The organism is Serratia sp. CY83965 (genome assembly GCF_052166375.1).
GTDB lineage: Bacteria > Pseudomonadota > Gammaproteobacteria > Enterobacterales > Enterobacteriaceae > Serratia > Serratia marcescens.
The window spans coordinates 95,049-118,456 of the sequence record NZ_JBJNOV010000003.1 but is presented as its reverse complement, the minus strand read 5'-3'; the positions used below and the strand labels follow the sequence as shown (position 1 = coordinate 118,456).

The 23,408-nt window shown below is 57.9% G+C and carries 25 protein-coding genes and 1 tRNA gene; 7 read left to right on the top strand and 19 right to left on the bottom strand.

Going from position 1 to position 23,408, the window contains the following annotated elements:
* Nucleotides 1-60: 60 nt before the first annotated feature.
* Nucleotides 61-357 (bottom strand): YfcZ/YiiS family protein, encoded by a 297-nt coding sequence (locus ACJ8PL_RS08475; RefSeq protein ID WP_072270911.1) that lies wholly within the window; start codon nucleotides 355-357, stop codon nucleotides 61-63.
* A gap of 405 nt (nucleotides 358-762) precedes the next feature.
* Here ACJ8PL_RS08475 and fadL point away from each other — a divergent pair, with 405 nt between their 5' ends.
* Nucleotides 763-2,085, top strand: coding sequence for a long-chain fatty acid transporter FadL (fadL, locus tag ACJ8PL_RS08470; RefSeq protein ID WP_033634181.1), 1,323 nt, complete (start codon nucleotides 763-765; stop codon nucleotides 2,083-2,085).
* Nucleotides 2,086-2,203: 118 nt separating this feature from the next.
* On the opposite strand, the gene mlaA is transcribed toward fadL, so the two are convergent.
* The 10 genes from mlaA to ccmA all read right to left on the bottom strand — a co-directional run bounded on the left by mlaA (nucleotide 2,204) and on the right by ccmA (nucleotide 10,057).
* On the bottom strand, nucleotides 2,204-2,962 hold the full coding sequence (gene mlaA, locus ACJ8PL_RS08465) for a phospholipid-binding lipoprotein MlaA (RefSeq protein WP_416170315.1): 759 nt from the start codon (nucleotides 2,960-2,962) through the stop codon (nucleotides 2,204-2,206).
* A gap of 28 nt (nucleotides 2,963-2,990) precedes the next feature.
* Nucleotides 2,991-4,205, bottom strand: coding sequence for a c-type cytochrome biogenesis protein CcmI (ccmI, locus tag ACJ8PL_RS08460; RefSeq protein WP_116403456.1), 1,215 nt, complete (start codon nucleotides 4,203-4,205; stop codon nucleotides 2,991-2,993).
* On the bottom strand, nucleotides 4,205-4,672 hold the full coding sequence (locus ACJ8PL_RS08455; RefSeq protein ID WP_049300083.1) for a cytochrome c-type biogenesis protein: 468 nt from the start codon (nucleotides 4,670-4,672) through the stop codon (nucleotides 4,205-4,207). The genes ccmI and ACJ8PL_RS08455 overlap by 1 nt, the downstream gene beginning before the upstream one ends.
* Nucleotides 4,669-5,220: a DsbE family thiol:disulfide interchange protein gene (locus tag ACJ8PL_RS08450; RefSeq protein WP_442531061.1), complete on the bottom strand. Its 552-nt coding sequence runs from the start codon at nucleotides 5,218-5,220 to the stop codon at nucleotides 4,669-4,671. Before ACJ8PL_RS08450 ends, ACJ8PL_RS08455 begins: the two co-directional genes overlap by 4 nt.
* A complete protein-coding gene (locus ACJ8PL_RS08445; RefSeq protein WP_016926841.1) occupies nucleotides 5,217-7,187 on the bottom strand; it encodes a heme lyase CcmF/NrfE family subunit in 1,971 nt (656 codons plus the stop codon). The genes ACJ8PL_RS08450 and ACJ8PL_RS08445 overlap by 4 nt, the downstream gene beginning before the upstream one ends.
* Entirely contained in the window at nucleotides 7,184-7,678 is a 495-nt protein-coding gene (gene ccmE / locus ACJ8PL_RS08440; protein ID WP_004936264.1) for a cytochrome c maturation protein CcmE, read from the bottom strand. Before ccmE ends, ACJ8PL_RS08445 begins: the two co-directional genes overlap by 4 nt.
* Nucleotides 7,675-7,911 carry a heme exporter protein CcmD gene (gene ccmD / locus ACJ8PL_RS08435; protein ID WP_016926840.1) on the bottom strand — a complete coding sequence of 79 codons (237 nt, stop codon included), beginning with the start codon at nucleotides 7,909-7,911 and terminating at the stop codon, nucleotides 7,675-7,677. Before ccmD ends, ccmE begins: the two co-directional genes overlap by 4 nt.
* A complete protein-coding gene (locus ACJ8PL_RS08430; protein WP_004936270.1) occupies nucleotides 7,908-8,645 on the bottom strand; it encodes a heme ABC transporter permease in 738 nt (245 codons plus the stop codon). The genes ccmD and ACJ8PL_RS08430 overlap by 4 nt, the downstream gene beginning before the upstream one ends.
* A gap of 120 nt (nucleotides 8,646-8,765) precedes the next feature.
* The gene (gene ccmB, locus ACJ8PL_RS08425; protein WP_016926839.1) at nucleotides 8,766-9,425 is read right to left on the bottom strand and encodes a heme exporter protein CcmB; all 660 of its coding nucleotides are present in this window, start codon (nucleotides 9,423-9,425) and stop codon (nucleotides 8,766-8,768) included.
* Nucleotides 9,425-10,057: a cytochrome c biogenesis heme-transporting ATPase CcmA gene (gene ccmA / locus ACJ8PL_RS08420; RefSeq protein WP_016926838.1), complete on the bottom strand. Its 633-nt coding sequence runs from the start codon at nucleotides 10,055-10,057 to the stop codon at nucleotides 9,425-9,427. The genes ccmB and ccmA overlap by 1 nt, the downstream gene beginning before the upstream one ends.
* 229 nt (nucleotides 10,058-10,286) lie before the next feature.
* On the opposite strand from ccmA, the gene ACJ8PL_RS08415 reads away from it, so the two are divergent.
* Together ACJ8PL_RS08415 and ACJ8PL_RS08410 are read left to right on the top strand one after the other, a co-directional pair.
* Nucleotides 10,287-11,213, top strand: a complete 927-nt coding sequence (locus ACJ8PL_RS08415; RefSeq protein WP_049300086.1) for a formate/nitrite transporter family protein — start codon at nucleotides 10,287-10,289, stop codon at nucleotides 11,211-11,213.
* A gap of 129 nt (nucleotides 11,214-11,342) precedes the next feature.
* Nucleotides 11,343-11,417: transfer RNA gene (locus ACJ8PL_RS08410), tRNA-Arg, on the top strand.
* A 93-nt stretch (nucleotides 11,418-11,510) separates the two neighbouring features.
* Here ACJ8PL_RS08410 and ACJ8PL_RS08405 read toward each other — a convergent pair.
* From ACJ8PL_RS08405 to ACJ8PL_RS08390, 4 genes are all read right to left on the bottom strand, one after another.
* On the bottom strand, nucleotides 11,511-12,785 hold the full coding sequence (locus ACJ8PL_RS08405; RefSeq protein ID WP_233504957.1) for a lactonase family protein: 1,275 nt from the start codon (nucleotides 12,783-12,785) through the stop codon (nucleotides 11,511-11,513).
* 20 nt (nucleotides 12,786-12,805) lie between these two features.
* A complete protein-coding gene (locus tag ACJ8PL_RS08400) occupies nucleotides 12,806-13,606 on the bottom strand; it encodes a helix-turn-helix domain-containing protein (protein ID WP_016926835.1) in 801 nt (266 codons plus the stop codon).
* 703 nt (nucleotides 13,607-14,309) lie between these two features.
* Nucleotides 14,310-14,531 (bottom strand): hypothetical protein, encoded by a 222-nt coding sequence (locus ACJ8PL_RS08395; RefSeq protein ID WP_004936288.1) that lies wholly within the window; start codon nucleotides 14,529-14,531, stop codon nucleotides 14,310-14,312.
* A gap of 6 nt (nucleotides 14,532-14,537) precedes the next feature.
* Complete coding sequence (locus ACJ8PL_RS08390) at nucleotides 14,538-15,506, bottom strand: DUF4013 domain-containing protein (protein WP_028127757.1); 969 nt, start codon at nucleotides 15,504-15,506, stop codon at nucleotides 14,538-14,540.
* 228 nt (nucleotides 15,507-15,734) lie between these two features.
* Between ACJ8PL_RS08390 and ACJ8PL_RS08385 the strand changes: the two genes are divergently transcribed.
* The 3 genes from ACJ8PL_RS08385 (at nucleotide 15,735) to dsdC (ending at nucleotide 19,012) form a co-directional block, all read left to right on the top strand.
* Nucleotides 15,735-17,231: a helix-turn-helix transcriptional regulator gene (locus ACJ8PL_RS08385; RefSeq protein ID WP_016926833.1), complete on the top strand. Its 1,497-nt coding sequence runs from the start codon at nucleotides 15,735-15,737 to the stop codon at nucleotides 17,229-17,231.
* Between the two features lie 134 nt (nucleotides 17,232-17,365).
* Nucleotides 17,366-17,617, top strand: a complete 252-nt coding sequence (locus ACJ8PL_RS08380; RefSeq protein WP_016926832.1) for a CsbD family protein — start codon at nucleotides 17,366-17,368, stop codon at nucleotides 17,615-17,617.
* Nucleotides 17,618-18,082: 465 nt separating this feature from the next.
* The gene (gene dsdC / locus ACJ8PL_RS08375) at nucleotides 18,083-19,012 is read left to right on the top strand and encodes a DNA-binding transcriptional regulator DsdC (RefSeq protein ID WP_016926831.1); all 930 of its coding nucleotides are present in this window, start codon (nucleotides 18,083-18,085) and stop codon (nucleotides 19,010-19,012) included.
* Between the two features lie 11 nt (nucleotides 19,013-19,023).
* On the opposite strand, the gene ACJ8PL_RS08370 is transcribed toward dsdC, so the two are convergent.
* Genes ACJ8PL_RS08370 through ACJ8PL_RS08360 form a run of 3 tightly spaced genes read right to left on the bottom strand, consistent with a single transcriptional unit; the run spans nucleotide 19,024 to nucleotide 20,590 of the window.
* Nucleotides 19,024-19,326 carry a hypothetical protein gene (locus tag ACJ8PL_RS08370; protein WP_028127758.1) on the bottom strand — a complete coding sequence of 101 codons (303 nt, stop codon included), beginning with the start codon at nucleotides 19,324-19,326 and terminating at the stop codon, nucleotides 19,024-19,026.
* 3 nt (nucleotides 19,327-19,329) lie between these two features.
* Nucleotides 19,330-20,253 carry a DMT family transporter gene (locus ACJ8PL_RS08365; protein WP_028127759.1) on the bottom strand — a complete coding sequence of 308 codons (924 nt, stop codon included), beginning with the start codon at nucleotides 20,251-20,253 and terminating at the stop codon, nucleotides 19,330-19,332.
* Nucleotides 20,254-20,299: 46 nt separating this feature from the next.
* Nucleotides 20,300-20,590, bottom strand: coding sequence for a hypothetical protein (locus ACJ8PL_RS08360; RefSeq protein WP_028127760.1), 291 nt, complete (start codon nucleotides 20,588-20,590; stop codon nucleotides 20,300-20,302).
* A 397-nt stretch (nucleotides 20,591-20,987) separates the two neighbouring features.
* Here ACJ8PL_RS08360 and ACJ8PL_RS08355 point away from each other — a divergent pair, with 397 nt between their 5' ends.
* On the top strand, nucleotides 20,988-22,139 hold the full coding sequence (locus tag ACJ8PL_RS08355; protein WP_028127761.1) for a porin: 1,152 nt from the start codon (nucleotides 20,988-20,990) through the stop codon (nucleotides 22,137-22,139).
* Between the two features lie 57 nt (nucleotides 22,140-22,196).
* Here the strand turns inward: ACJ8PL_RS08355 and mltB are convergent, their stop codons facing one another.
* The gene (gene mltB / locus ACJ8PL_RS08350) at nucleotides 22,197-23,285 is read right to left on the bottom strand and encodes a lytic murein transglycosylase B (RefSeq protein WP_442531060.1); all 1,089 of its coding nucleotides are present in this window, start codon (nucleotides 23,283-23,285) and stop codon (nucleotides 22,197-22,199) included.
* Between the last annotated feature and the right edge of the window lie 123 nt (nucleotides 23,286-23,408).

Sequence of the window (23,408 nt, the reverse complement as noted above, 5' to 3'; positions counted from 1 at the left end):
AACGAGGCGAAGAAGGAAATCCCCGGCGCGCAGCAGGCGGCGCCGGGGGTAAAGCGGGGATTAACGCAGGCCGAGCTGGAAGATCAGGGTTTCCGCCTGGCAGGCGAAGGTGAAATCGGCCTCCAACTGCACGCCGCCGTCAACCGGTTTAATGCTACTGCTGATGTCACAAGGATCGGACTCGACAGCGCGCGCCTTTTCGCTCAGGGCCGCCAGCATCGCCTCCGCATCTTGTTGATTACCGAACACCTGGCTGTAGGACGCGGTGCAATCGGTGTTATCCATCACGGTGCCGACATCCACGCAGCAACACGCGGCGGTTTCCTGGGCGCTGCATTTATTAATTGCATCTGACATGATTGGTTCTCCTCAAGGGCCTCTGTTATCAGCCCAAATTGCCGTTTCACTCACCGGCACAAAGCCACAAAATTCTGCGGGTATTTTACGCTTCCACGCCGGCAATCACTAGCACTTACTTTTACTGGGTGTTTTAAGTGATGGAAATCACAAATAAAAATGAGCGTCTGCTAAGGAACGGTAAGAATTTTGTTATTTACCGCTGTCTTTTTGTTAAGCAGATCTCTTTTTTGATATCAGGTTGGAAATATTTCAAAAACAAACTTGCAACAATTTCACAGGTCAGACCTATACTTCAGCCACTGGTCTGATTTGTCTGAACGATAACGGACCCTACAATCCCGCGCTCCTTGTTACTTCGTGTAACAATAGTTTAAATAATAAACACATAATGAGGTTTTGGTCATGAGCCAGAAAAACCTATTGACTAAATCAGCTCTCGCAGCTGCAGTGGCAATTATTTCTTCAAACGTGTCTGCCGCAGGATTCCAGCTGAATGAGTTCTCATCAGCTGGTTTAGGACGTTCGTATTCTGGCGAAGGCGCCATGGCGGATACGGCGGCTTCCGCAAGCCGCAACCCGGCGTTGTTGATGATGTATACCCGTCCCGAGCTGTCCATCGGCGCAGTCTTCATCGACCCGGACGTTGACATCACCGGCAAATCGCCTTCCGGCGCCAGCCTGGACTCCAAAAATATCGCCCCTGTCGCCTGGGTGCCGAACCTGCATTATGTTCACCCGATTAACGATCAGTTCGCCGTAGGCGGCTCGGTCACCAGCAACTTCGGTTTGGCGACCGAATTCAACGACGGTTATACCGCCGGCGCTTACGGCGGTAAGACCGATCTGACTACCGTTAACCTCAACCTGAGCGGCGCCTACCGTCTGAATCAACACTTCAGCTTCGGTCTGGGCTTCGATGCGGTGTACGCCAAAGCCAAACTGGAACGCTACGCCGGTGAATTGCCGAAACTGATCGCAGGTTCCGGCCAATTACCGCCGCAGCTGGCCGGTCCGGTATCACAGATCCCGGCTGATACCCAGATTTCGCATCTGAAAGGCGATAAATGGGGTTACGGCTGGAACGCCGGCATTCTGTACGAAGTGGACGAAAACAACCGTTACGGCTTCACCTATCGCTCCGAAGTGAAAATCAAGTTTGACGGCGATTACAAGAGCAGCCTGCCATCGGCCTATAACCCAATTCTGGGTTCCCTCGGCCTGCCTTTGGGCACCAACGGCAGCACCATTCCGGGCTCTCTGGATCTGAACCTGCCGGAAATGTGGGAGCTGTCCGGTTACAACAAAGTGGCGCCGCAGTGGGCTATCCACTACAGCCTGGCTTACACCAGCTGGAGCCAGTTCCAGGAGCTGAGAGCCACCGGCAACAACGGCCAGACCCTGTTCGAGAAGCATGAAGGCTTCCGCGATGCCTACCGTATCGCGCTGGGCACCACCTACTTCTACGACGACAACTGGACCTTCCGGACCGGTATCGCCTTCGATGACAGCCCGGTGCCCGCCCAAAACCGTTCGATCTCCATTCCCGATCAGGACCGTTTCTGGCTGAGTGCCGGTACTACCTATGCGTTCAACAAAGACGCCTCGGTTGATGTCGGCGTGTCCTACATGCACGGCCAGAAAGTCACCATCAACGAAGGCCCTTACACCTTCAACTCGGTGGGTAAAGCCTGGCTGTACGGCGCCAACTTCAACTACCGCTTCTAATCTCGCCTGAGATGGATGCCAAAGCGCCCCCTGGGGCGCTTTTTCTTTGCCTGCCGCTTGCCGCCGGCATAAAAAAAACCCGCCTGACGGCGGGTTTTCATTGGCATAATGCCCGGGATCACTGCGAGTCGATCTCGTCCAGTTCGCCCTGAATCGCCTTGGCGTTCGGGTTCTCTTCCGGCTTGAGCGAGCCGCCGTTGGCGATGAAATCGTGGCGCTGGAAGTAAGCCTCGCGCACCATGACATAAGGATCGGAAGAGTTGCGCAGCAGGCCGTCGGAATCCAGCAGTTGAGCGCGGGTTTCGATACCCTCGACCACCCATTTGCCCGCCGACATCCAGAAGGTCAGGTAGCTCAGCATCGGATACAGCGTATCCGCAAAGTCGCCGCCTTCGTCACGCAGCGTGAAGCTGCCGTAGCCCGGCAACATCACGTACGGGCCGTAACCCACATCGTAATGGCCCAGCGTACTGCCGAAGCGGTTCGGTTCTTCGCGCGCCAGTTTCGGGTTGGCCATGCCGGCCACGTCGATCAGACCGCCCATCCCAAGCAGGGTGTTCAGGAAGAAACGGTTGAAGTGGATCATCCCGCGGTAGGGATCGCCCTTGAGGAAGGCGTTGACCATGCTGGCCGGCTCTTCCAGGTTGGAGGTGAAGTTGCTGATGCCGTTACGCGCCGGCATCGGCACGTAGTCGCGCCAGGCCACCGCGACCGGACGCAGAATATAAGGATCCAGGACGTTGTAGTTGAAGTCGAACATCGTCCGGTTAAATCCTTCCAGAGGATCGGAACGCCCTTGCGGCTCATTGTCTGGCGTGCTGGCACAGCCCACCAGTAATACCGCTGCGAATGCCACCCCAGTCAGGCGAAAGTTCATATTTTTCTCCATAAAAACACGTTCGGTCTTATTTTTCAGGGACCTGCTTGTTTATCTGAACGCTAACCTGCTCTTTACCGCTGAATGTCTGCAGCGAGCTTTCGCCGAACCAGTCCCCCGGCTGCGGCGTGGCCAATCCGTCCTGTGAGAGGCGCACACGCACCTGCACCTGATGCTGTGCCGAGAGTAGACGCTCGGGCATCATGGCGTTGCTGTCGTCCAGAGAGAAAGACAGCGGAAAACGGCTCAACGGCAATTGTTTTACCGCGACCGGCACCGGGCTGACGCCGTCGGTCACCGAGATAACCAGCGTCCCCTGCGGCGGCATGGCTTTCGCCGCCTGCGGTGACAGTGAAACAGTCACATTCAGTTTAACAGTTTCTCCGCCGGCCTGGGCTTTTGCTTGTGCAATACTGCGCTTTATCACTTCCGCGCGCGGATCGTTAGCCGGCAGCAGCTGCAGCATCACTTGCCAGGCGCCGATCGCCTGTTTGAAATCGCCCTGTTCGAAGGCATTGAACGCCAGCAGGCTCAGCACCCGCGGATCGCTGTGGTTTTCCGCGATCATGCGCCGCAACAGCTGCGTCGCCTGCTTGTTATCCTCCGGATCGTTGGATCGCGTCAAGACCTCGGCATAGCCGAGCCGCACTTCCAGACTATTCGGATCCAATTGATAAGCATGAGCAAAGGCCTGCGTGGCGGTAGTGGCATTGTTCAACGCCATGCCGACGCGCCCCAGCATCATCCAGTCGTTGATATTGCGATCGTCCTGCTGCAGCGCGGTGCGCAGCCCCAGCCCGAGACGGGCAATCTCTTCCATGCTCAGCGGTTTGGCGCGCTCATTGGCGACGCGCTCGCGCAATTCCGGCATTTGCGCCTGCACCATGCGCCAGTCCAGCACCTGCGCCAGCCCGCCGGTTTTCAGATAAAAGCCAACGGTCACCACCAGCAATAACAGCACGCCCGGCACCAGCGCCCAGCGGTTGATCGGTTTCGCCTGCGCCATCTGCTCGGCCGGGATATCGTTCAACAGGTTCTGTTGCAGCTCTTTGACCAGTTCCGGACGCTCGGCTACCACGCCCTGCTGCTCATCCTGCTCCAACTCGCTGAGGCGATCCTGATAAAACGCCTTGTTCAACGCATCGCGCGTGGCGGCGCTCTGCTTGCCGTGGCGCATCGCCGGCACCACCAGCAACGCGGCGGCGCCGGCCAGCAACACGCAAATAATCAGCCAAAAAGCCATTAGGGTTTCTTCCTGTCAGTCTCTTGCAACAGCGCCGCCAGGCGCTGCCGTTCCCGTTCGGAGAATGCATCGTCCACCGCCGCCTCGGGCTTGCGACGGGTGCGCAGGATCACCACCGCCCCGCCGATCAATACGAACAGCAGCGGGCCGATCCACAAGATCAGCGTCGCCGGCGTTACCGGCGGCTCGTAGGTGACGAAGTTGCCATAACGCGCCACCATGTAATCGATGATCTGCTGCTTGCTTTGCCCCTGCATCATCAGCTCGTACACTTTGGTGCGCATGTCGGCGGCGATAATGGCGTTGGAATCGGCAATGCTGTTGTTCTGGCATTTCGGGCAGCGCAGCTGTTCGGTCAACTCGCGATACTGCTGCTCCTGCTCGACGGAGTTGAAGCGATAGGTATCGATCGCCGCGGCGGCGCTCCAGCTCAGCAGCGCGGCGCACAGCAGAACAATCAACCTCATGCCTCACCCCCGTACTTTTTATACAGCGGCAGCACTTCCTGCTGCCAGACGCGCTCATTCATGTCGCCGGCGTGGCGATAGCGAATGATCCCCTGGCCGTCGATAAGAAAGGTCTCAGGCGCGCCGTACACCCCGAGATCCAACCCCAGCATGCCGTCGCCGTCGTACAGGCTGAGCGCATAGGGATTGCCCAGGGAATTCAGCCAGGCCACCGCCTTGGCGCGATCGTCTTTATAGTTCAGGCCGACCACCCGTACGCCGCGCGCCGCCAGCGTATTGAGATACTGATGTTCCGCGCGGCAGGTCGGGCACCAGGTGGCCCAGACGTTGAGCAAGATCGGCTTGCCGTCGCGCAGCACCGCCTGATCGTAGGTTTTGCCGGGCTGATCCAGCGATTCCAGCGTGAAGGTCGGCACCGGTTTGCCGATCAGCGCCGACTCCAGCATGGTCGGATCTTCGCCGCCCGCGTTGCGCGTCAGTTGCACCATCAGGGCCGCCACCAACAGCAGGAAAAGTATCAATGGGATAAACAGCAGCTTACGCTTCATGATTGCGCCTCCAGCTTGCCTTCGCGCTTGAGCTTTTTGCTCATGCGATAACGCGGGTCGAGAATGCACAGCAGGCCGCCGATCGCCATAAAGACGCCGCCGAACCAGATCCAGCGCACGAAGGGTTTGTAATACAGACGCACCGCCCAGGATCCGTCTTCCAGCTCCTCGCCCAGCGCCGCGTACAGATCGCGGCTGAACCCGCCGTCGATCGCCGCCTCGGTCATCATGCTGCGCGCCACGCTGTAGTAGCGTTTCTCCGCATGCAGCGTCGCCTCCGGCTTGCCGTTGCGCGTCACGTCGATGATGCCGACGCCGCCGCTGTAGTTCGGGCCGCGAATGTCGTGCACGTCGCGGAACACGAAGTGATAATTGTGGATATCCACGCTGTCGCCGGCCTTCATCCGCACGTCGCGCTCCACGCTGTAGTTCTGGCTGAAGGCGATGCCGATCACCGTCACCGCCACGCCGAGGTGGCCGAGCACCATGCCCCAATGGCTGCGAGACAGCTGCCGCAGACCGCGCCAGAAACCGTGGCGGTGGGTGGCGCGCTCATGCAGCTCCATCAGCGTCAGGATGATCACCCACAGCGCCATGATCAGGCCCACCACCGTCATGCCGGCGATGCTGTCCTGCAGCAGCCACGGCAGCAGAATCGACAGCACCAGCGTCACCAGCAGCGCCACGCCGAGGCGGCGCCACAGCTTGCGCGGCTCATCGCGGCGCCAGCGCACCAGCGGCCCGATACCCAACAGCAGCGCCAACGGCGCCATCAGCCAGGTGAACATGGTGTTGAAGAACGGCTCGCCGATCGAAATGCTGCCCAGCCCCAACTGTTTGTGCACCAGCGGCAGCAGCGTGCCCAACAGCACCACCAGCATGGCGGCGATCAGCAACACGTTATTGCCCAGCAGGAAGGTCTCGCGCGAGAAAGTCTCGTGCTGCACCCGGCTGCGCACCTGGCCGCCCTTGACCGCGTACAGCAGCAGCGAACCGCCGATGACGATCACCAGATAGGCGAGAATAAACATGCCGCGCGCCGGATCGGAGGCGAAGGAGTGCACCGAGACCAGCACGCCGGAGCGCACCAGGAAGGTGCCCAGCAGGCACAGCGAGAAGGCGGTGATCGCCAGCAGCACCGTCCAGGCTTTGAACGTGCCGCGTTTTTCGGTCACCGCCAGCGAATGCATCAGCGCGGTGCCGGCCAGCCACGGCATAAAGGAGGCGTTCTCTACCGGATCCCAGAACCACCAACCGCCCCAGCCCAACTCATAGTAGGCCCAGGCCGATCCGAGCACGATGCCCAGCGTGAGGAACACCCAGGCGGCGGTGGTCCACGGGCGCGACCAGCGCGCCCAGGCGGTGTCGAGCCGGCCGGCCATCAGCGAGGCGATGGCGAACGCGAAGGCGACCGAGAAGCCGACATAGCCCATGTACAGCAGCGGCGGGTGGAAGATCAGGCCGATATCCTGCAGCAGCGGGTTGAGATCGCTGCCGTCGATCGGGAAGTTAGGCAACGTGCGGGTGAACGGGTTGGAGGTCATGATGATGAACAGCAGGAAGCCGGCGGTGATCATGCCCATCACCGACAGCACCCGCGCCACCGCGTCCTGCGGCATCGCCCGGCTGCACAACGCCACCGCCAGCGACCAGCAGCTCAGCAGCAGCACCCACAGCAGCAGCGAACCTTCGTGCGCCCCCCAGGTGGCGGCGATGCGGTAATACACCGGCAATTGGGTATTGGAGTTGGTGGCCACGTAGGCGACGGTAAAATCGTTGACCACGAAGGCATGCACCAGGCACAGGAACGCCAGCGCAATCGCCGCGAACATGCCGTAGGTCAGCGGGCGGGCCACCGCCATCATGCGGCTGTCCTGCCGCGCCGCGCCCCACTGCGGGTAAATGCTCAGCAGCAGCGCGATCGCCAGCGCCAGGCACAGCAGAAAACTGCCCAGTTCCGGCATCATGACTTGGCGCCCTCCGCCTGCGGCGCGTTATACGCTTCCGCCGGCCCTTTGTGATTCTCTTTCATCGCGTCGGCCACTTCCGGCGGCGTATATTTCTCGTCGTGCTTGGCCAGCACTTCACGCGCGTTGACCACGTTGCCCTCGCCCAGCACGCCCTGCGCCACCACGCCCTGCCCTTCGCGGAACAGATCCGGCAGAATGCCGGTGTAGGTCACGCCGATCGCGCCGCGCGCGTCGTAAATCTTGAAGCTGACCTGCAGCGTATTGGGATCGCGTTTCACCGAGCCCGGCATCACCATGCCGCCGATGCGCAGCCGTTGGCCGACCTCGGGCTTCTCATGATTTTCGCCCTTGCCCTGCAGGATCTCACCCGGGGTATAGAACAGATCGATGTTGGAGCGCAGCGCGTACAGCATCAGGGTCGCGGTCAGTGCAATACCGATCAGCACAACGATCGCCAGATAAAGGCGGCTTTTACGACGTGGATTCACAATGATTTCTCCCGCGGTGCGGCGGATTTTTGTTTTGATTGTTGCGCATGGCGAATGCGCCGCTCGCGCGCCTGACGGCGGCCGATCTCGGCGAGCAACTGCCGCCGCTGCCAGACGGTGTGCGCCACCAGCCCCAACAGCGAAATCAGCGTGGCGGCGACCGCCAGCCAGACATAGAAGGCATAACCGCCCATGGCGAAAAACGCCGGCCAGGAATCGAATGCGGCATTCATGACTGACGCTCCTTGTTCACCAGCCCGGCGACCCACGGGCGCTGGCGCTCCTGGAACAGAATCAGATTGCGCAGGCGCATCAGCGTCAGCGTGACGAACAACAGCAGGTAGCCGAGGATCGCCCAGCGCAGCGGGGTACGCATGCTGGGCGCGATGGATTGCTGCATGTTGGTCGAGCCCTGATGCAGCGTGTTCCACCATTCGACGGAGAAATGGATGATCGGAATGTTCACCACGCCCACCAGCACCAGAATGCCGGCGGCCCGGCCCGCCAGGCGGCGGTCTTCGAAAGCGTTATACAGCGCGATGACGCCCATATAAAGGAACAGCAGCACCAGCTCGGAGGTCAGCCGCGCATCCCATACCCACCAGGTGCCCCACATCGGCTTGCCCCAGGCGGAGCCGGTCACCAGCGCGATAAAGGTGAACACCGCGCCGATCGGTGCCATCGCCGCCACCACGGTATCGGACATTTTCATCTGCCACACCAGGCCGATAAACGCCGCCACCGCCATCGAGGCATAGATGCCCATCGACCACATGGCCGCCGGCACGTGAATATAAATGATGCGGAAGCTGTCGCCCTGCTGATAATCCTTCGGCGCGAAACCAAAGCCCCAGGCCCAGCCAAGCAGCAGGCAGGCCGCCGCCGCCAGCCCCAGCCAGGGGATAAAGCGGCCGCAGACATGATACAGCCGTTCAGGCCGCGCCAGTTGATGTAACCATTTCCACATTGTCGTCAGTGCTCACGGTAATTTTTATGCGTCGGCCGCCTCGAGCGTTCGAAACGGCGAAAATCTTCTGCGGGGTACGCTCTTGCCGGCCTTGCCCCGTCTGTTCATTCAATTTGTTAGCTAGTGCACGCTCACTCGCAGCGCCGCTGCGGCAGCAAACGGCGCCAATGTCACGCTGCCCGCCAGCATCGCGCCGAGTATCGCCAGGTAACCGTCGATCGGCATGCCCATCGCGGCGGCGTCGATCGCGCCGGTGGCGAAGATCAGCACCGGGATATACAGCGGCAGCACCAGCAGGCTGAGCAGCACGCCCCCTTTGCGCAGGCCGACGGTCAGCCCCACGCCGATAGCGCCGATCAGGCTCAGCGTCGGCGTGCCGAGCAGCAGCGTACCCGCCACCGCCAGCCAGGTTTGCATATCAAGCGACAACAGCAGCGCCACCAGCGGCGACAGGATCAGCAGCGGCAATCCCGTCACGACCCAGTGAGCACACACTTTGCCCAGCACCGTCATCGGCAGCGGCGTCGGCAGCAGCAACAGTTGCTCCAGCGAGCCATCGAGAAAATCGTCGCGAAACAGCCGCTCCAGCGACAGCAGCGAGGCCAACAGCGCCGCCACCCATACGATGCCCGGCGCAATGCGCGCCAGCAACTGCGGCTCCGGGCCAATCCCCAACGGGAACAGCGTGATCACAATCAGGAAAAACCACAGCGGGTTGACGATCTCCGAACCTTTACGGCAGGCGATTTTCAGTTCGCGACGCACCAGGGTCAAAAACATCACAAACTCCCCGCGTCGTGTTCCGCCAAACGAATTTTGCCCACCGTTTGGCTGACGCCGGCCAAATCCTGATGGGTGGTCAACAATACCATGCCGCCCCGCTGCGCATGTTGCTCAAAAAGGCTAATCAAATCGGCCACGCCCTGTTTATCGATCGCCGTTAGCGGCTCATCGAGGATCCACAGCGGCGCCGCGCTGAGCCACAGGCGCGCCAACGCCACGCGCCGCTGCTGCCCGGCGGAAAGCTGCGCCACCGGCAGATCTTCGTAGCCCACCAACCCCACCTGCTCCAGCGCGCGCCAGATAGCCTGATGCTCGACCGCGCCGCGCACCGCCTGATAAAACTGCAGGTTTTCGAAGGGTGTCAATACGGCTTTTATGCCCGGTTGATGGCCGATAAACAGCAAATCTTGCTGGTAATCCGCGCGAGCGCGCAGCGTGTCACGCCCGCGCCAGCACACCTCACCGCCGTCCGGCCGCGCCAGACCGGCGAGGATGCGCAGCAAACTGGTCTTGCCCGCGCCGTTCGGCCCCTCTACCTGAATGATATCGCCCGGCTGAACTGAAAAGCTTAGCTCGCTAAACAGGATGCGTTCATCACGCACGCAACTCAGACTTTTGGCTTCCAGCATCGGGGAACTCATATTTTTCTTTGGGATAGCGAATCATAGCATAAGCCTTTCACCACACGCAGCCCGCGGGGGGCGCGCCGAGGGGCCAATATGGCGAGCAGGATCAAGAATGCGCGGAAAAAAGCGGCGGATTTTAACTCTTGTTACCTTTTTCTGTATTTCGCCGCATTTAGGCCGGGCAACTACGCTTAATGACGTGACCTCACCCTTATTGAGCAGGAGCGACAGCATGAACGAACAGCAACGCCAGGAGCACGAGCAGGATGAGACGATGCGGGTAGAGAGCGAAGAACAGGAACAGGGCAAGCGCGAAATCGAAGTCAGGGAAGAGAATCTGCCGTCGCGCGCGGCGGCGGTGCATGAACAGATCCGGATGGAAGGCGAAAAAGAGCTGGAGCGCGACGGGCTGGCATTGCTGTGGTCGGCGATCGCCGCCGGGCTGTCGATGGGCGCCTCGCTGGCGGCGAAAGGCATTTTCCACGCCCGCTTGCCGGACGATCCCAGCCGCTTTTTCATCGAGAACCTCGGCTACACCTTCGGTTTTATCATTGTCATTATGGCGCGCCAGCAGCTGTTTACCGAAAACACCGTCACGGCGGTATTGCCCATCATGCACAAACCCACGCCGCGCAACCTGCTGATCCTGCTGCGCCTGTGGGGCGTGGTGCTGCTCGGCAACCTGATCGGCACCGGGCTGGCGGCGCTGGCGTTTACCCATATGCCGCTGTTCGACGCCGAAACGCGCGGCGCCTTCATCAGCCTGGGCGAAGAGGTGATGCGCCATACGCCGGGAGAAATGTTCGCCAACGGCATCCTGGCCGGCTGGATCATCGCCACCATGGTATGGATGATCCCGGCCGCCGGCGGAGCGAAAATCTGGGTGATCGTGCTGATGACCTACCTGGTGGCGATTTGCGATCTGACCCATATCGTGGTCGGTTCGGTAGAGATCCTCTATCTGGTGTTCAACGGCGCGATTGGGTGGCAGGAATTCGTCTATCCGTTCGCCCTGCCGACGCTGGCGGGCAACATCATCGGCGGCACCTTTATCTTTGCGTTGATAAGCCATGCGCAGATCCGCAACGATTTGAGCGCCCAAAAACGGGCGGCGCGTCAGCAACAGGAAAAACGGCGCCACGGCGGGGAAAAACCGTGATCGCCGTCGGTTAGGCGAGGAAATTTCGGCGCTAACTGGCGAGGTATTGAGCAAACGCGCCGCTAAGCGCTTATTCTGCGGGTAAAAAAAGGTATAATGCCTCGGCAGCTTCGGTTGCCAGCCCGCAGCGTCCCCGTAGTTAAACGGATATAACAAGCCCCTCCTAAGGGCTAGTTACTGGTTCGATTCCAGTCGGGGACACCATTATTTATTATCAAGCCATTCCCCATCATCCGCACCCGCAATCCCCCTTCTCCACGCCTCAGACCCGATTTCCTCCGCGCGTTATGATTGGCATTAATTGAAAAACTTGATATCCGTCGGCGTAGAAATCGTCGCCGCCTCACCTTTGGCCTTCAACTCGCCCGTCTCATCATCGAAATCGAACAGCGTAACGGTATTGGTGAACACGTTCGTGACATAAAGATGGTTGCCGGTGGCATCGAAAGCGAGCGCACGCGGCTCAATGCCGCCGGCCTCATAGCGCGTCGTCTCCCCTGGCAGCCCATCCCCACCAATTTTTAATACCAGCAAATGGTTATCGGCACCGCGATTGGTGGCAATAAGATATCTCCCGCTCGGGCTGAGGATAATGGCTCCGCCGCTTTTCGCCTCCGCGGAATCCTGCCCACCGTTCAGTTTCACTTTTCCTTGTAGCGTCAATCGATGGTCACTGACGGTAAACGCCTCGATTTCACCCGCCATTTCGGTGATGACATAGGCATACTCGCCTTTCGGCGAGAACACCATGTGCCTTGGGCCGGCGCCTGGCGCAAAGCTGACATCGCGCGATGCATCCGCCTGTAACGGCTGTGCGCTATCCGAGCGATAGCGATAGGCGTGCAGCTTGTCCCCGCCGAGATCCGCCGCATACAGATATTTACCATCGCGGCTGAAGGTGGTTGAGTGCGCATGGCCCCCTTCCTGGCGCCCCTGCACGACGCCAGAACCTGATATAAACGGATAATGCTGCACCCGTTCACCCAGTTTGCCGTCACTGCCAATTGGCAATACCGTCATCCCCGCGCCGCCTTTGGCGACGGAGTAGTTGGCGACAAACAGAAACTTGCCATCCGGACTGAGGGTGGCGTGCGTCGGCTGCTGGCCCGCACTGTTCACCGTATTCAGCACCCGCACGCTGCCAGCGTCGTCTATTGCCAAGGCGGTCACCGTTCCCGCGTTCTCCTCATTGGTGGCATAGGCGAAACGGCCATCGCGAGATTTTACGATCCACGATGGGCTTTTCATTTTAACCACGTCGAGCAGCGTTAACGTGCCGTCGCCATTAACCGTCAGGCGATAGAGCCCTTCACTGGGTCTTGCCGGTTTCTGCACCGCAGGCGCATCCGGAATATGGGTCCAGGTACCGACTAACGCTATTTGCTGATGTTCCCGATTATTGGCCATCGCATTTCCTGAAAACATGAGAAAAATTAACACCGCAGTTAATTGAATGCCCGGCCGGCCTAAGCCGGCAACGATTGTTCGGCCAGGTGCAGACAATATAGAAGATAGCATAAAGCGAGCTTGAGGCCGCTTATTAATCGAGTCGAGAGGTTTTTCTCTATTCATGATGTTTTCTTGCCTCATCACTATGTCACAGGAATAAGTATATCGACATTGACAACCTTCCCATTTAGATCCTCTTGCCTGTATAACTCTATAAAAAAGCTCTCCCGCATTTTGACATTGATAGCTGGCAGATAAGCGTCATACATTACATCGAAAAAGTCAATATATTCTGACAACTCCCCCGTAAAGGGAATGACAATATATTTACCCATAGGGATATAGAAGTTAAAAATGGAATGGAAAACCTCTTGCCCCTTGCTGTTGGAATGCCATTTATTACTCCTTTTCTTTTCCACATTACATGCCCCCCGCTGCTTGCTTAACCATTTCTCATTGGTCTGGGCAATGTCGCCGGCATCTCTGAATTTTCTTATAGAATGAAAAATCAGCGATTTGTAATGCTTTAACATCTCAATGTCATCCGGCATGACCGTGTGATAGAAATAGGGTTTCTTATCGTTGCCATACGGGGGGATCTGCGTGGAAAAATCCCACCCCCGGCTGTTTCTAAAGCTGTTGGGCGTTTCGCCAAAGAAACGTTTGAATGCCCGCGTGTAACATTGTTGTGAGGCAAACCCGGATGCCAGGGCGACATCCAATATGTTCCCTTGGTGCTGTTTGAGCAGAATAGCAGAGCGACTCAGTTTTCTATTCCTTATATAAGTCCCTAGCGTTATACCAAAATAATGCTTAAACAGCCGTTGCAAATGCCATTTAGAGTAACCTGAGATAATGGAAACCTTTTCAACTGACAGCCCCTCAACAATATTCTTTTCCATATATTCCAATACCTGCAAAAGAATATCTTTTCTGTAATCCATATGTGCTCCTTGCTTTTATAAGATTCGCGTCCTTTTTATTAAAATCGTTAACCAACCAAACCAAGTCATTAAGATTAATCCTAAAAAAAACCAGCCTGTCAATTCATTTTTTTCGTCATAGGAAAAACTATCGCATAAATAACTGAAAATGATCATGTTATATAAATCTCTCCGCAAGAAACCCATAAAACAAAATCAACTCGCGTAAAGTGCACTCATCAAAGATGCACTTGCCACGCCAGGTAGAATCACACTTTTTGCTAATTGTTTTACCTTAAAGTGTTTTTTACAGCCAGATTTCATGGCCGAATAGGAATTTCATCATCACAAATGAAAACGCATTTTATATGCTTGGCCCGCCGATAAAACGTACTGCGGAAGAGATATAAAAGTATGGCCGGCAGTCAAAGAAGACGGGAGGAATAAGCTCAAGGCTGAACATCGGTCTCAATAATCTCGCATCGCAATAGCGCGTTTCTTTTTTATCGTTCCTGCGCAGAGAAAACGGATATCTTAACAAACCTTGCTCGATGCCCTATTTTACAAACCGCGCCCATTGGGAACCCTGTCTACGCCCATGAATCGCCCATCTCTCCCCCGGCAAAGTACCGAGCCGACTCGCCCGCGCCTTGTTGTCAGAACGGCCGGCGGCCGCAAACAAAAAGCCCGGCTCGCGAGGCAGGGCTTTTCATTAACGGCCTGATTAATCAGCCAGGTTGTCGATCTCTGCGGACCTGTGCTTGCGCAACAGGTACAGCAGCAAAGACACCCGCCGCTCGGTGCGCTCCGGAGTATCCGGCGGCAGGTTGTAGCGCAGGGTATAACGCTCGTTGTTCTCGTTGCAGAAATCGATGACGAGCACGGGAGCTGAGGCCCCCGCTACTTTTCGATAATTCAGCGAGATGCACGACAGATTTTTTTTCATCTCAACTTACCGCGCGACAGTGCGGCGGGTTGATTCGGCAATCCGCCCCACGCCGGCGCTCAACGCAGCGCCCAACAGCAGCACCAACAACGACCCCCACGCGGCGCGAGACAGTTGTTTGGCCGCTTCATCGGCCGCTTCACGCGCTTTCTGTTCGGCCTCGGCCTTGAGTTTTTCCACTTTCTGCACCGCCTGCTGGTAAGCCTGAGCGTAGTTATCGACGATTTGGCTCGCTTCATCGCGGCTCTTGCCGGTGCGCGCCGCAACGATATTCACCAACGCATCCTTGTCGGCCGCGCTCAACGTCGGCTCACCGGACTGCTTGACGCGGTCGAACCACTGTTTAAGCTCAGAGGCGGCCTGCGCCGGATCGGCAGCCGCATCCATGGCCGATTGTTTGCCATCGGCGGTCGCTCTATCGGCCTTCTGTTCTAACCGAGACGGATCCAGTTCCGGTTTGCCGGTCTGCTTGAGCGTGGCGTTCAACTGATTTTCCAGGCTTCCCCAGTCAAGGCTGATGCCCTTTTTATCCAGCTGCTGCTTGAGGCCTTCGCCCACGTTTGGCGCCGCCGCCGCCAGGCCGCTGCCCGCCAGCGAAAGCCCTTTGCCCACCGCGCTGCCCGCCAGCCCCACCACGCCGCTCGCCAATGAAACCATCAGCCAGGTGGTCAGCAAGGTGGTGATCGCCCAGCTCAGCAAACCATGCAAGCCGCCGCGATTCGGTGCGGCGCGGCCGGCGACGAACGCGCCTGCGGCCAGCGATGCCAACGTTGAAACCAGCAGCCAGATCCCGGTGCCGGTGCCAAAGCCGCTCAACGGGTTGCCCTGTTGCATCATATCCACGGCCTGAGCGCCAATAGCCGTGCCCAGCACGCTGAAGGTCAGATAAGTCACCAGCGCCACGGCACTCCCGGCCAATATCGAGCCCCATGACACCTGAAACGCTAAGCGATTTGATTCATAGACAGTGGTCATCGTTGTTCCTTATATTTTCTGGACAAGTGATTGCACGCACGGCGGATAACCGCGCAGACAAATTCAGTCTGCCGCGCGGCGTTGTCGGCCGTCCCGGTTCATTTGCATCAGAATGCCTAGTGCATTCACACCCTGCGAATACGCACGTTATGCACTAAGCTGCTCAGCGAGTAGCGTAACCCGCGGCCCCCTTAAGCGGCCGTCCCCCTTCTGTCTAGCGGAGAACACATGAGCCAATCCGTTTTGGCCAGCGAAACCCACCGCGGCCACCTGCAGCAAATCATCTCCGGCTTGTCCGACGGCGTGATCCTGACGGATACCGATCAAACCTTGCTATGGGCCAACGAGGCCGCGTTGGCCATGCATGGCGTGAGTCATCAGAAAGCTCTGGGGGCCGATGCCGGCGAGTACGCGGCGCGTTTTGCCCTGCGCTATCGCAACAATCATCCGCTGGTTTTGGAACAGTACCCGCTGAACCGGGTTGCCGAAGGCGAAACCTTCACCGATGTGGTGGTGGAGGTTCGGCAGGTCGACGATCCGGACAGCTTCTGGGTGCACCGCCTGCGGAGCCTGATTATCACCGATGCGCAGGGGCAGCCGGAGCTGCTGGCGCTGATCCTGAGCGACGCGACGGAGTGGGCCAGCGCCGAACAGCGTTTTGAAAAAACCTTCAACGCCAATCCGGCGCCGGCGGTCATTTGTCGGCTCAGCGACCTGCGCTACGTCAAGGTCAACCAGGGCTTCCTTGATATGACGGGTTATCAGCGTGAACAGGTCATGGGGCGTTCGGTTTATGAACTCGACGTTTTGGAACAGGCGGAGCACAAAGAGCTGGCGGTGCAGCGCCTGGGGGAAGGCGCCACCATCCCGCAGATGGAGGCCGAGCTGAAACTGCCCGGCGGAGGAAGCAAGCTGGTGGTGGTTGCCGGCCAACCGCTGGATATCAATGAAGACGACTGCATGCTGTTCACGTTCACCGATCTCGAACCCCGACGCCAGGCGGAATCAGCGCTGCGAGAAAGTGAAGAGCGGTTCGCCAAGGCATTTCGCCTGAGCCCGGTGCCGACGTTGTTATGTACCGCGCACGAACGGCGCGTGCTGGATGTCAACGAAGCCTTCACCCGCGCCACCGAGTACGCCGCCGAAGACTTGATCGGCAAGACGGTCGGAGAGATCCCGTTTATTGACGATCCGGAGGCGAACCGCCGTTTGTTTGCCGCCCTGGAAAAAAGCGGCAACGTCGAAGGGCTGGACATCCGGGTGCGCAAGAAGGGGAGCGAGTCGATTGACTGTGTGGCCTCGGCGGATGCCGTCAGCATCCACAATGCGCCCTGTTATCTGCTGGTGCTCATGGACATTACCGAACGCAAACGCTCGGAGCTGGAGCTGGTAAGCGCCATCGAAGAAGTGATGCAGGACGCCTCCTGGTTCAGCCAAACCCTGATCGAAAAACTGGCCAACGTGAAAAGCATCAACCGGCCCGACCAGGCTGGACTCACCGCCAGCGATCTCACGCCACGCGAGCGCGATGTGCTGGAATTGATTTGCGAGGGGCTGCCGGACAAGAAAATCGCGGCGCGTCTCAATCTGGCGCTCAACACCATCCGCAATCATGTCGCGACGGTCTATTCCAAACTCGGCGTGCACAGCCGCAGCGAAGCCATCGTCTGGGCCAGAGAGCGCGGGCTGTTTACCGGCGGAGCGGCCTCCAGGAACGGCAAGTAGCCTGCAAATGCACTACCCAAACAGATGCAAACGCCCCTTATAGGCCAAAAGTGAAGTGCATAACATGGCGGTGCAAATGCAGGCTTTCGCTCTGTGCGAACGCCAAACGGATCGAACCTTAGGAGCACATCATAATGAACAGCGAAAAAGCCAATGGCATGATGGACAAAGTGGCGGGCAAAGCGCAGGAAATCGCAGGTGACGTCAGCGGTAACGAACGTTGGCAGGCCGAAGGCGTCACGCGCCAGGCAGTGGGCGCGCTGCAAGAAAAATACGGCGACGCCCTGAGCTGCGCCGGCGGTATGATGAAGAAAAACCCCCTCGCCGCGTTGGCACTCGTTGCCGGCGCAGGTTTGTTGGCCGGCCTGCTGCTGCGCCGCCGTTGATACGCGCCGGCGAGCAAACCGCTTTTCCCTGAATGTCGCGCCCGGAGGGTAACCACCGGGCGCAGTTCTATCGGCCTGAGGGGGCGCAGTATTATCGATTGATGCCTCCGCTCGTTTGCCGCTGGGATTAACGCGTATTCTGTGTCGCCATGCGACAAATTATTGCGGCGAAAACGTTATATCCCGCAGGGAACATGAGCCTTTATCGTTCAGGCTGCGCACACCGTCTTTACTCGCTGCTTAACGGCACGTCTTTTTATTATATTCGTCCTATTGCTGATTATCATAACCCTCTCACTCAGTGCGCCCACTGCCTGTTATTTCCGGTTGTTATGCAAGCAAGTGAATTTCCCTTCAACATAACGATATCTCTCAGCGTAAAAACTGAATATATCAATCAGTCTGGGTTTATCCTCCGCGCCATTAAATGTTAACATTGCCGTATTATGCGCATGGAGAAATAGCATGTTCCCCAGTAAAAAACATTCGCAGCGGGCAACCCCGCTGACCAGCTATCAATTTTCCCGGCTACATACTTTCGAATGCGTCGCCCGTCATTTATCTTTTGCGCTGGCGGCGCAAGAATTGTCGATCACCCCCAGCGCCGTGAGCCACCGCATTAATTTGCTCGAAAAGGAATTGGGTTTTCTGCTATTCCAACGCTTTCATCGCCGAATTACGCTGACGCCGGAGGGCGAGCGCATGCAATGGGCGCTGGACAGTTCCTTCAACACCTTGAATCAGGAAATCCTGGACATTAAAAATCGCGAGTTGACGGGGACCTTGACCCTCTACTCGCACCCGTCCCTGGTGCAATGTCTGCTGCTGCCGCGCATCGGCGACTTTATCGCCCAACACCCCACCATTCACCTCAACATTCTGACCGGGCAGGAAATCATCAACCTGGCCAACCGCGGCGTGGATCTGGCGATGTACTTCGGCAAACTGCGCTCGGGGCGGCATCTGGAAGAGGCCTTTATGCAGGAATCGATGGTGCCGATCTGCACGCCGCAGTACGCCGCCGCACACAATCTGTATAGTGCGCCGGAAAACCTGGCTCACTGTACGCTGCTGCACGATCGCTACAACTCCGGCGAAGATGAGTGGCAAACCTGGTCACAACACTTTGCGCTGGGACTGGATACCGACAGTAAAAGTATGGAGTTCGACCGTTCCGATCTCGCGGTGCTGGCCGCTACGCGGCACCTTGGCGTCGCCATGGGGCGGCTTAATCTGGTGCAGGACTGGATCAAAAGCGGCGAGCTGATCATTCCATTCGCCGATATGACCGTGCCCTGCGAACACTGCTATTTTACCTCGACCATCTCCGAGCGGCAGTGGCCGAAGATCCTCGCGTTTAAGCAGTGGATCATGAAAATCTCCCCTCTGGTCTGATGGCCGGAGGGTTAGCGCTCTATTTTGGGAGAATAAGAAAAATGCAGCGCGCAGGCGTAGAGCCGGCCGGCCTTTGAATAAGAGATATATTTGCGGTTTTTATCCCAGGCCAGCAGGGTATTATTGGCAAAATAATAAACCTCCAATTGCATCCCATTAGCCAACCTCGCCCAACTCCGGCTTCTTATTACGGTAAAATCACCGTTATCGCTGAGCGTAATCAGCGGCACACCCCAGGCATAGCGGGATATTTGCAGCTGAATAATGAATTGGCTTTCGCAGCTTATTTGGTAGTTCTGTACATCAACATCCATAATTTATATTTTTGGTGCCACCCTTCGGTCAACATAAATAAGATATGAACAACTCACTACGATTAACCCCAGTACGATCAGCACGGCACCCAATACAAATTCAATTTGCAATGGTTCGCCGAGAATGACGGCCCCCGCCAGGATGCCGAATACCGGCGTCATAAAGGTGAGAATGCCCAGCGAGGAAGCCTGATAACGGCGCAACAGTGAAAACCAGATCAGGTAGCTGAAAAACGACACGATCACCGTTTGGAACAACAGGCTGCTCCAGGCCACGGGGCTCAGGACAACGTGCAAATTGTCCGTCGCCAGCGCCAGCAGCGACAGCAGTACACAGGCGCCCGTCAACTGGAACAGCAGCGTCTGTTTGGCCGGGCACTCCGCCAGGCGCGTGGTACGGATCACCAGGGTAGAACCGCCCCAGGCGATCCCCGCCAGCAGGCCATAGAAATCGCCTTTCAGCCGATCGGCCCCGCCGCTTCCCTCGGCCATGCCCGATATGGCCAGCACCACGCCGCCAAAGGCGATGAGCATGCCCAGCCACTGCAGCGGCGACAGGCGCTCCTGACGGATCAGGAAATGCAGGCCAAGGGCGGAAAACAGCGGCGCGGTGTACAAAAACACCGCCATATGCGAGGCGCTGGTATAGCGCAACCCTTCGGAGACAAAAAAGAACTCCAGCGCGAACAATGCCCCTACGCTCAAACCGGCGCTCAGCGTGGCGCGATCCCAGGTGAAACACTCGCCGCGGCAACGCGCCAGCAGGTATACCCCCAACGCGGCGAGACCCGAGCGAATGGCAATTTGCAGCACCGCCGACACATCCGCCTCGGCAGCCTTGATCGCCACCTGCTGCATTCCCCAGATGGCGCAAAGCACCACCATGGCGGCCGCAGCCCTGCCGTCAATACCGATTCTTGCATTCATAATAGGATTCTCGCCGCCGTTGAAATAATCACAGGCTGCCGTCGCGTTATTCTTTATACACCACGATTTCCTGATAAATTTTAATAACCTCACCATCGCTGTCGACGGAGTCGGTATATTCGGTTTGCTGCGCCAAATGAATCACCTTCCATCCTTTGCGCGCCAGTTCCGGGATCGTCAGGCGCCCTATGCCGCGGCAGGAAAACTGGGTATCGTCAGACAACCTGACCTTACTAACCTCTGCATAATCATAAGCTTGAGAATGACAAACGTGCGATTCCGCCGCCATCGCCGGTAATGAAAACACCCCCACCAACAACATGAACAGATTTCTCATGGCGACCTCCCAATCGCTTATTCCTGCCGACCGATTACGCAGAAAAAGGCTAACGTTAATACGGCGGTGACAGGCTGAAATTAATTATCTCTTGCACGGATAAAATTACAGGCTGACGCCGATGACTGACAAATGAAAAATATAAACCTTGGCGTTAGATGAATTCATCCGAATCGAAAGGCATGAAAAACGGCCCTTTTCACCGCACGAAATGGTCAAAAACCGGCCAACAATTAGCAAGAAAAGTAATTATTTATGTCACCGTTTATGTTACAAATGCCGCCCGCCGCTAAAACACCAAAAAAACCGTCAAAATGCGTGAAAACGCAGCGTTCTGCGCAAAACATCGGCATGGCGGCGCTGATGGGGGCGGTCATACATAAAACAGGGATAACACATGGCAATGAAATTGCGCGTATTGACTCAAGCGGTGGCGCTGGGTCTGGCGATCGGCAGCGCGTCGTTCGCCGCTCAGGCGGAAATCACCCTGCTGAAGCAGGATCCGCAGGCTGGCGATCCGCTCAGCCGCCTGAACTTCACCGTTGGCGGCAGTATCCGTCCGCAGTTCAACAACATGACGGGTGACGGTGACAAGGGCTCCTACAAGCGTAACGGCTTCGACGGCGGCACCCGCTTCCGTTTCGCGGCGGACTATTACCTGTTCGACGATATCAGCTGGATCAGCTACTACGAGCTGGGCGTGAACATTCCGGCGCTGTTCGACTGGGATCACCACTATGCCGACGGCGCGAGAAACACCAGCCGCCGCATGCTGTACACCGGCCTGAAAAGCAACACCTGGGGCCAGATGACCTTCGGTCAGCAGAACAGCGTTTACTACGATGTGGTTGGCGCCAAAACCGATATCTGGGACTACGACATGCTGGCCCAGGCACCGGGCAACGGCATCAACGGCGACTACGACGGCTCTTACCGCTCACGCAAAATGCTGAAGTACAAGAACCGCTTCGGCGATGCGGACGTTTACGCTTCGTACCTATTCAGCGACAGCGACTATCTGCCGGGCAACGGCCTGCGCTACAAGCGCAAAGGCGGCGGCTCACTGGGCGTGGATTACCACATTACGCAGGACCTGACCTGGGGCACCGCCTGGAACTACACCCGCGCCGAAATGCGCAATCCGTCCACCAGCGGCAGCAAGAGCTATGACCAGAACATTTTCGGTACCGCCATCAGTTGGAAACCGGACAACTGGACCCTCACCTTCGGCGGCGGTTACTACAACGACTTCCTGACCACCAAGAAAGCCGACATCAATAATTACTTCGCCGGCGACGCATGGGGTATCGAATACCTGGCCGGTTATACCGTGCCGGTTGGCCAGTACGCGGTGAAATCGGTGATGCCGTACTTCATGGGCGACCGCCTGGAATACATCACCGGCCGCAACTACCAGCGCATCGACAACGGCCTCGGGGTTACCGTGCAGTTTGACTACGGTTTCCGCGTTGACGTGGAGCATGTGCTGACATCGAGCACCGACAACCTCGGCGATATGACCGTGGTGCGCCTGCGCTACGATTTCTGATTGCTCAGAACGCAAAAAAGGCCGCTTGCGCGGCCTTTTTCGTTTATTGACGCAGCGTCAGAAGCCGCCGCGCGCCGAGCGCCCGACCGCTTCGCCCAGTTGCCATACCGCCATGGCGTAATGGGTGCTGTGGTTATAGCGGGTGATGACGTAGAAGTTCGGCAGGCCGTACCAATACTGGTAGCCGGTGCCGATGTCCAGCCGCAGCAGGCTGGCTTCCTGATTATCGCCGAGCGAGCCCTGCGGGCTTAGGCCGGCTTCCGCCAGCGCGGCGACCGAGTAGCGCGTCTTGAAGCCGTTTTCCAGCCCCGGCGCCTGGCCGTTGGCCTGAATGGCGACCGGCTCGCCTTTGGACCAGCCGTGCGCCTTGAAGTAATTGGCCACGCTGCCGATGGCATCGACCGGATCCCACAGGTTGATATGCCCATCGCCGTTGAAGTCGACCGCGTAGCTTTTGAAGGAAGAAGGCATGAACTGCCCATAGCCCATCGCGCCGGCAAAGGAGCCGCGCAGTTCGAGCGGATCGTCGCCTTCAGTGCGCGACATCAGCAGGAAGGTTTCCAGCTCACCGGCGAAGTAATCGGCGCGGCGCGGGTAGTTGAAGGCCAGCGTCGCCAGCGCGTCGATAATGCGGGTTTTACCCATTACGCGGCCCCAGCGGGTCTCCACGCCGATAATCCCCACGATGATCTCCGGCGGCACGCCGTATACCTGCCAGGCGCGCTGCAGCGCATCCTGATATTGATTCCAGAACACTACGCCGTTTTGCACGTTATCCGGAGTGATGAACTTGTTGCGGTAGCGCAGCCAGGAACCGTTCGGCCCGGTTGGGCCCTGGGTAGACGGCGTCGGCGCCTGCCTGTCCATCAGCCGCAGCACCGAGTCCAATCGCCGAGCCTGCGCCAACACGTCGTGCAGCTGCTGCCGGTCAAACCCGTGTTCCTGCACCATCTTATCGATAAAGCGCGCGGTATTCGGGTTATTGGCGAAATCCCCTCCCAGCGGCGCGCCGCTGTGCACCGGGCTCAGCAAAAAGCCGCCCTTTACCGGGGTGCTCTGCGGCGTAGCGGTGGTACTGGGTTTCGGCGTGCTGCTACAGGCAGCAAGCAAGGTAATCAGCGGTAAAAGCGCAACCAGGTGACGCATCGGATATCCATATAGCCATGCAAGAGATAAGTGGGAGTTATGTTAATGCATTGTTCAACGCGAACAAACAGGATTATGCCGCCAATTACCGCGCCAGGTAGCCAAACGTGCCAAATTGTGACG

Excerpts from the sequence above, each read along its gene's own strand:
- ACJ8PL_RS08475 (WP_072270911.1), bottom strand. The coding sequence starts at position 357 with ATGTCAGATGCAATTAATAAATGCAGCGCCCAGGAAACCGCCGCGTGT.
- fadL (WP_033634181.1), top strand. The coding sequence starts at position 763 with ATGAGCCAGAAAAACCTATTGACTAAATCAGCTCTCGCAGCTGCAGTG.
- mlaA (WP_416170315.1), bottom strand. The coding sequence starts at position 2,962 with ATGAACTTTCGCCTGACTGGGGTGGCATTCGCAGCGGTATTACTGGTG.
- ccmI (WP_116403456.1), bottom strand. The coding sequence starts at position 4,205 with ATGGCTTTTTGGCTGATTATTTGCGTGTTGCTGGCCGGCGCCGCCGCG.
- ACJ8PL_RS08455 (WP_049300083.1), bottom strand. The coding sequence starts at position 4,672 with ATGAGGTTGATTGTTCTGCTGTGCGCCGCGCTGCTGAGCTGGAGCGCC.
- ACJ8PL_RS08450 (WP_442531061.1), bottom strand. The coding sequence starts at position 5,220 with ATGAAGCGTAAGCTGCTGTTTATCCCATTGATACTTTTCCTGCTGTTG.
- ACJ8PL_RS08445 (WP_016926841.1), bottom strand. The coding sequence starts at position 7,187 with ATGATGCCGGAACTGGGCAGTTTTCTGCTGTGCCTGGCGCTGGCGATC.
- ccmD (WP_016926840.1), bottom strand. The coding sequence starts at position 7,911 with ATGAATGCCGCATTCGATTCCTGGCCGGCGTTTTTCGCCATGGGCGGT.
- ACJ8PL_RS08430 (WP_004936270.1), bottom strand. The coding sequence starts at position 8,645 with ATGTGGAAATGGTTACATCAACTGGCGCGGCCTGAACGGCTGTATCAT.
- ccmB (WP_016926839.1), bottom strand. The coding sequence starts at position 9,425 with ATGTTTTTGACCCTGGTGCGTCGCGAACTGAAAATCGCCTGCCGTAAA.
- ccmA (WP_016926838.1), bottom strand. The coding sequence starts at position 10,057 with ATGCTGGAAGCCAAAAGTCTGAGTTGCGTGCGTGATGAACGCATCCTG.
- ACJ8PL_RS08415 (WP_049300086.1), top strand. The coding sequence starts at position 10,287 with ATGAACGAACAGCAACGCCAGGAGCACGAGCAGGATGAGACGATGCGG.
- ACJ8PL_RS08405 (WP_233504957.1), bottom strand. The coding sequence starts at position 12,785 with ATGAATAGAGAAAAACCTCTCGACTCGATTAATAAGCGGCCTCAAGCT.
- ACJ8PL_RS08400 (WP_016926835.1), bottom strand. The coding sequence starts at position 13,606 with ATGGATTACAGAAAAGATATTCTTTTGCAGGTATTGGAATATATGGAA.
- ACJ8PL_RS08395 (WP_004936288.1), bottom strand. The coding sequence starts at position 14,531 with ATGAAAAAAAATCTGTCGTGCATCTCGCTGAATTATCGAAAAGTAGCG.
- ACJ8PL_RS08390 (WP_028127757.1), bottom strand. The coding sequence starts at position 15,506 with ATGACCACTGTCTATGAATCAAATCGCTTAGCGTTTCAGGTGTCATGG.
- ACJ8PL_RS08385 (WP_016926833.1), top strand. The coding sequence starts at position 15,735 with ATGAGCCAATCCGTTTTGGCCAGCGAAACCCACCGCGGCCACCTGCAG.
- ACJ8PL_RS08380 (WP_016926832.1), top strand. The coding sequence starts at position 17,366 with ATGAACAGCGAAAAAGCCAATGGCATGATGGACAAAGTGGCGGGCAAA.
- dsdC (WP_016926831.1), top strand. The coding sequence starts at position 18,083 with ATGTTCCCCAGTAAAAAACATTCGCAGCGGGCAACCCCGCTGACCAGC.
- ACJ8PL_RS08370 (WP_028127758.1), bottom strand. The coding sequence starts at position 19,326 with ATGGATGTTGATGTACAGAACTACCAAATAAGCTGCGAAAGCCAATTC.
- ACJ8PL_RS08365 (WP_028127759.1), bottom strand. The coding sequence starts at position 20,253 with ATGAATGCAAGAATCGGTATTGACGGCAGGGCTGCGGCCGCCATGGTG.
- ACJ8PL_RS08360 (WP_028127760.1), bottom strand. The coding sequence starts at position 20,590 with ATGAGAAATCTGTTCATGTTGTTGGTGGGGGTGTTTTCATTACCGGCG.
- ACJ8PL_RS08355 (WP_028127761.1), top strand. The coding sequence starts at position 20,988 with ATGGCAATGAAATTGCGCGTATTGACTCAAGCGGTGGCGCTGGGTCTG.
- mltB (WP_442531060.1), bottom strand. The coding sequence starts at position 23,285 with ATGCGTCACCTGGTTGCGCTTTTACCGCTGATTACCTTGCTTGCTGCC.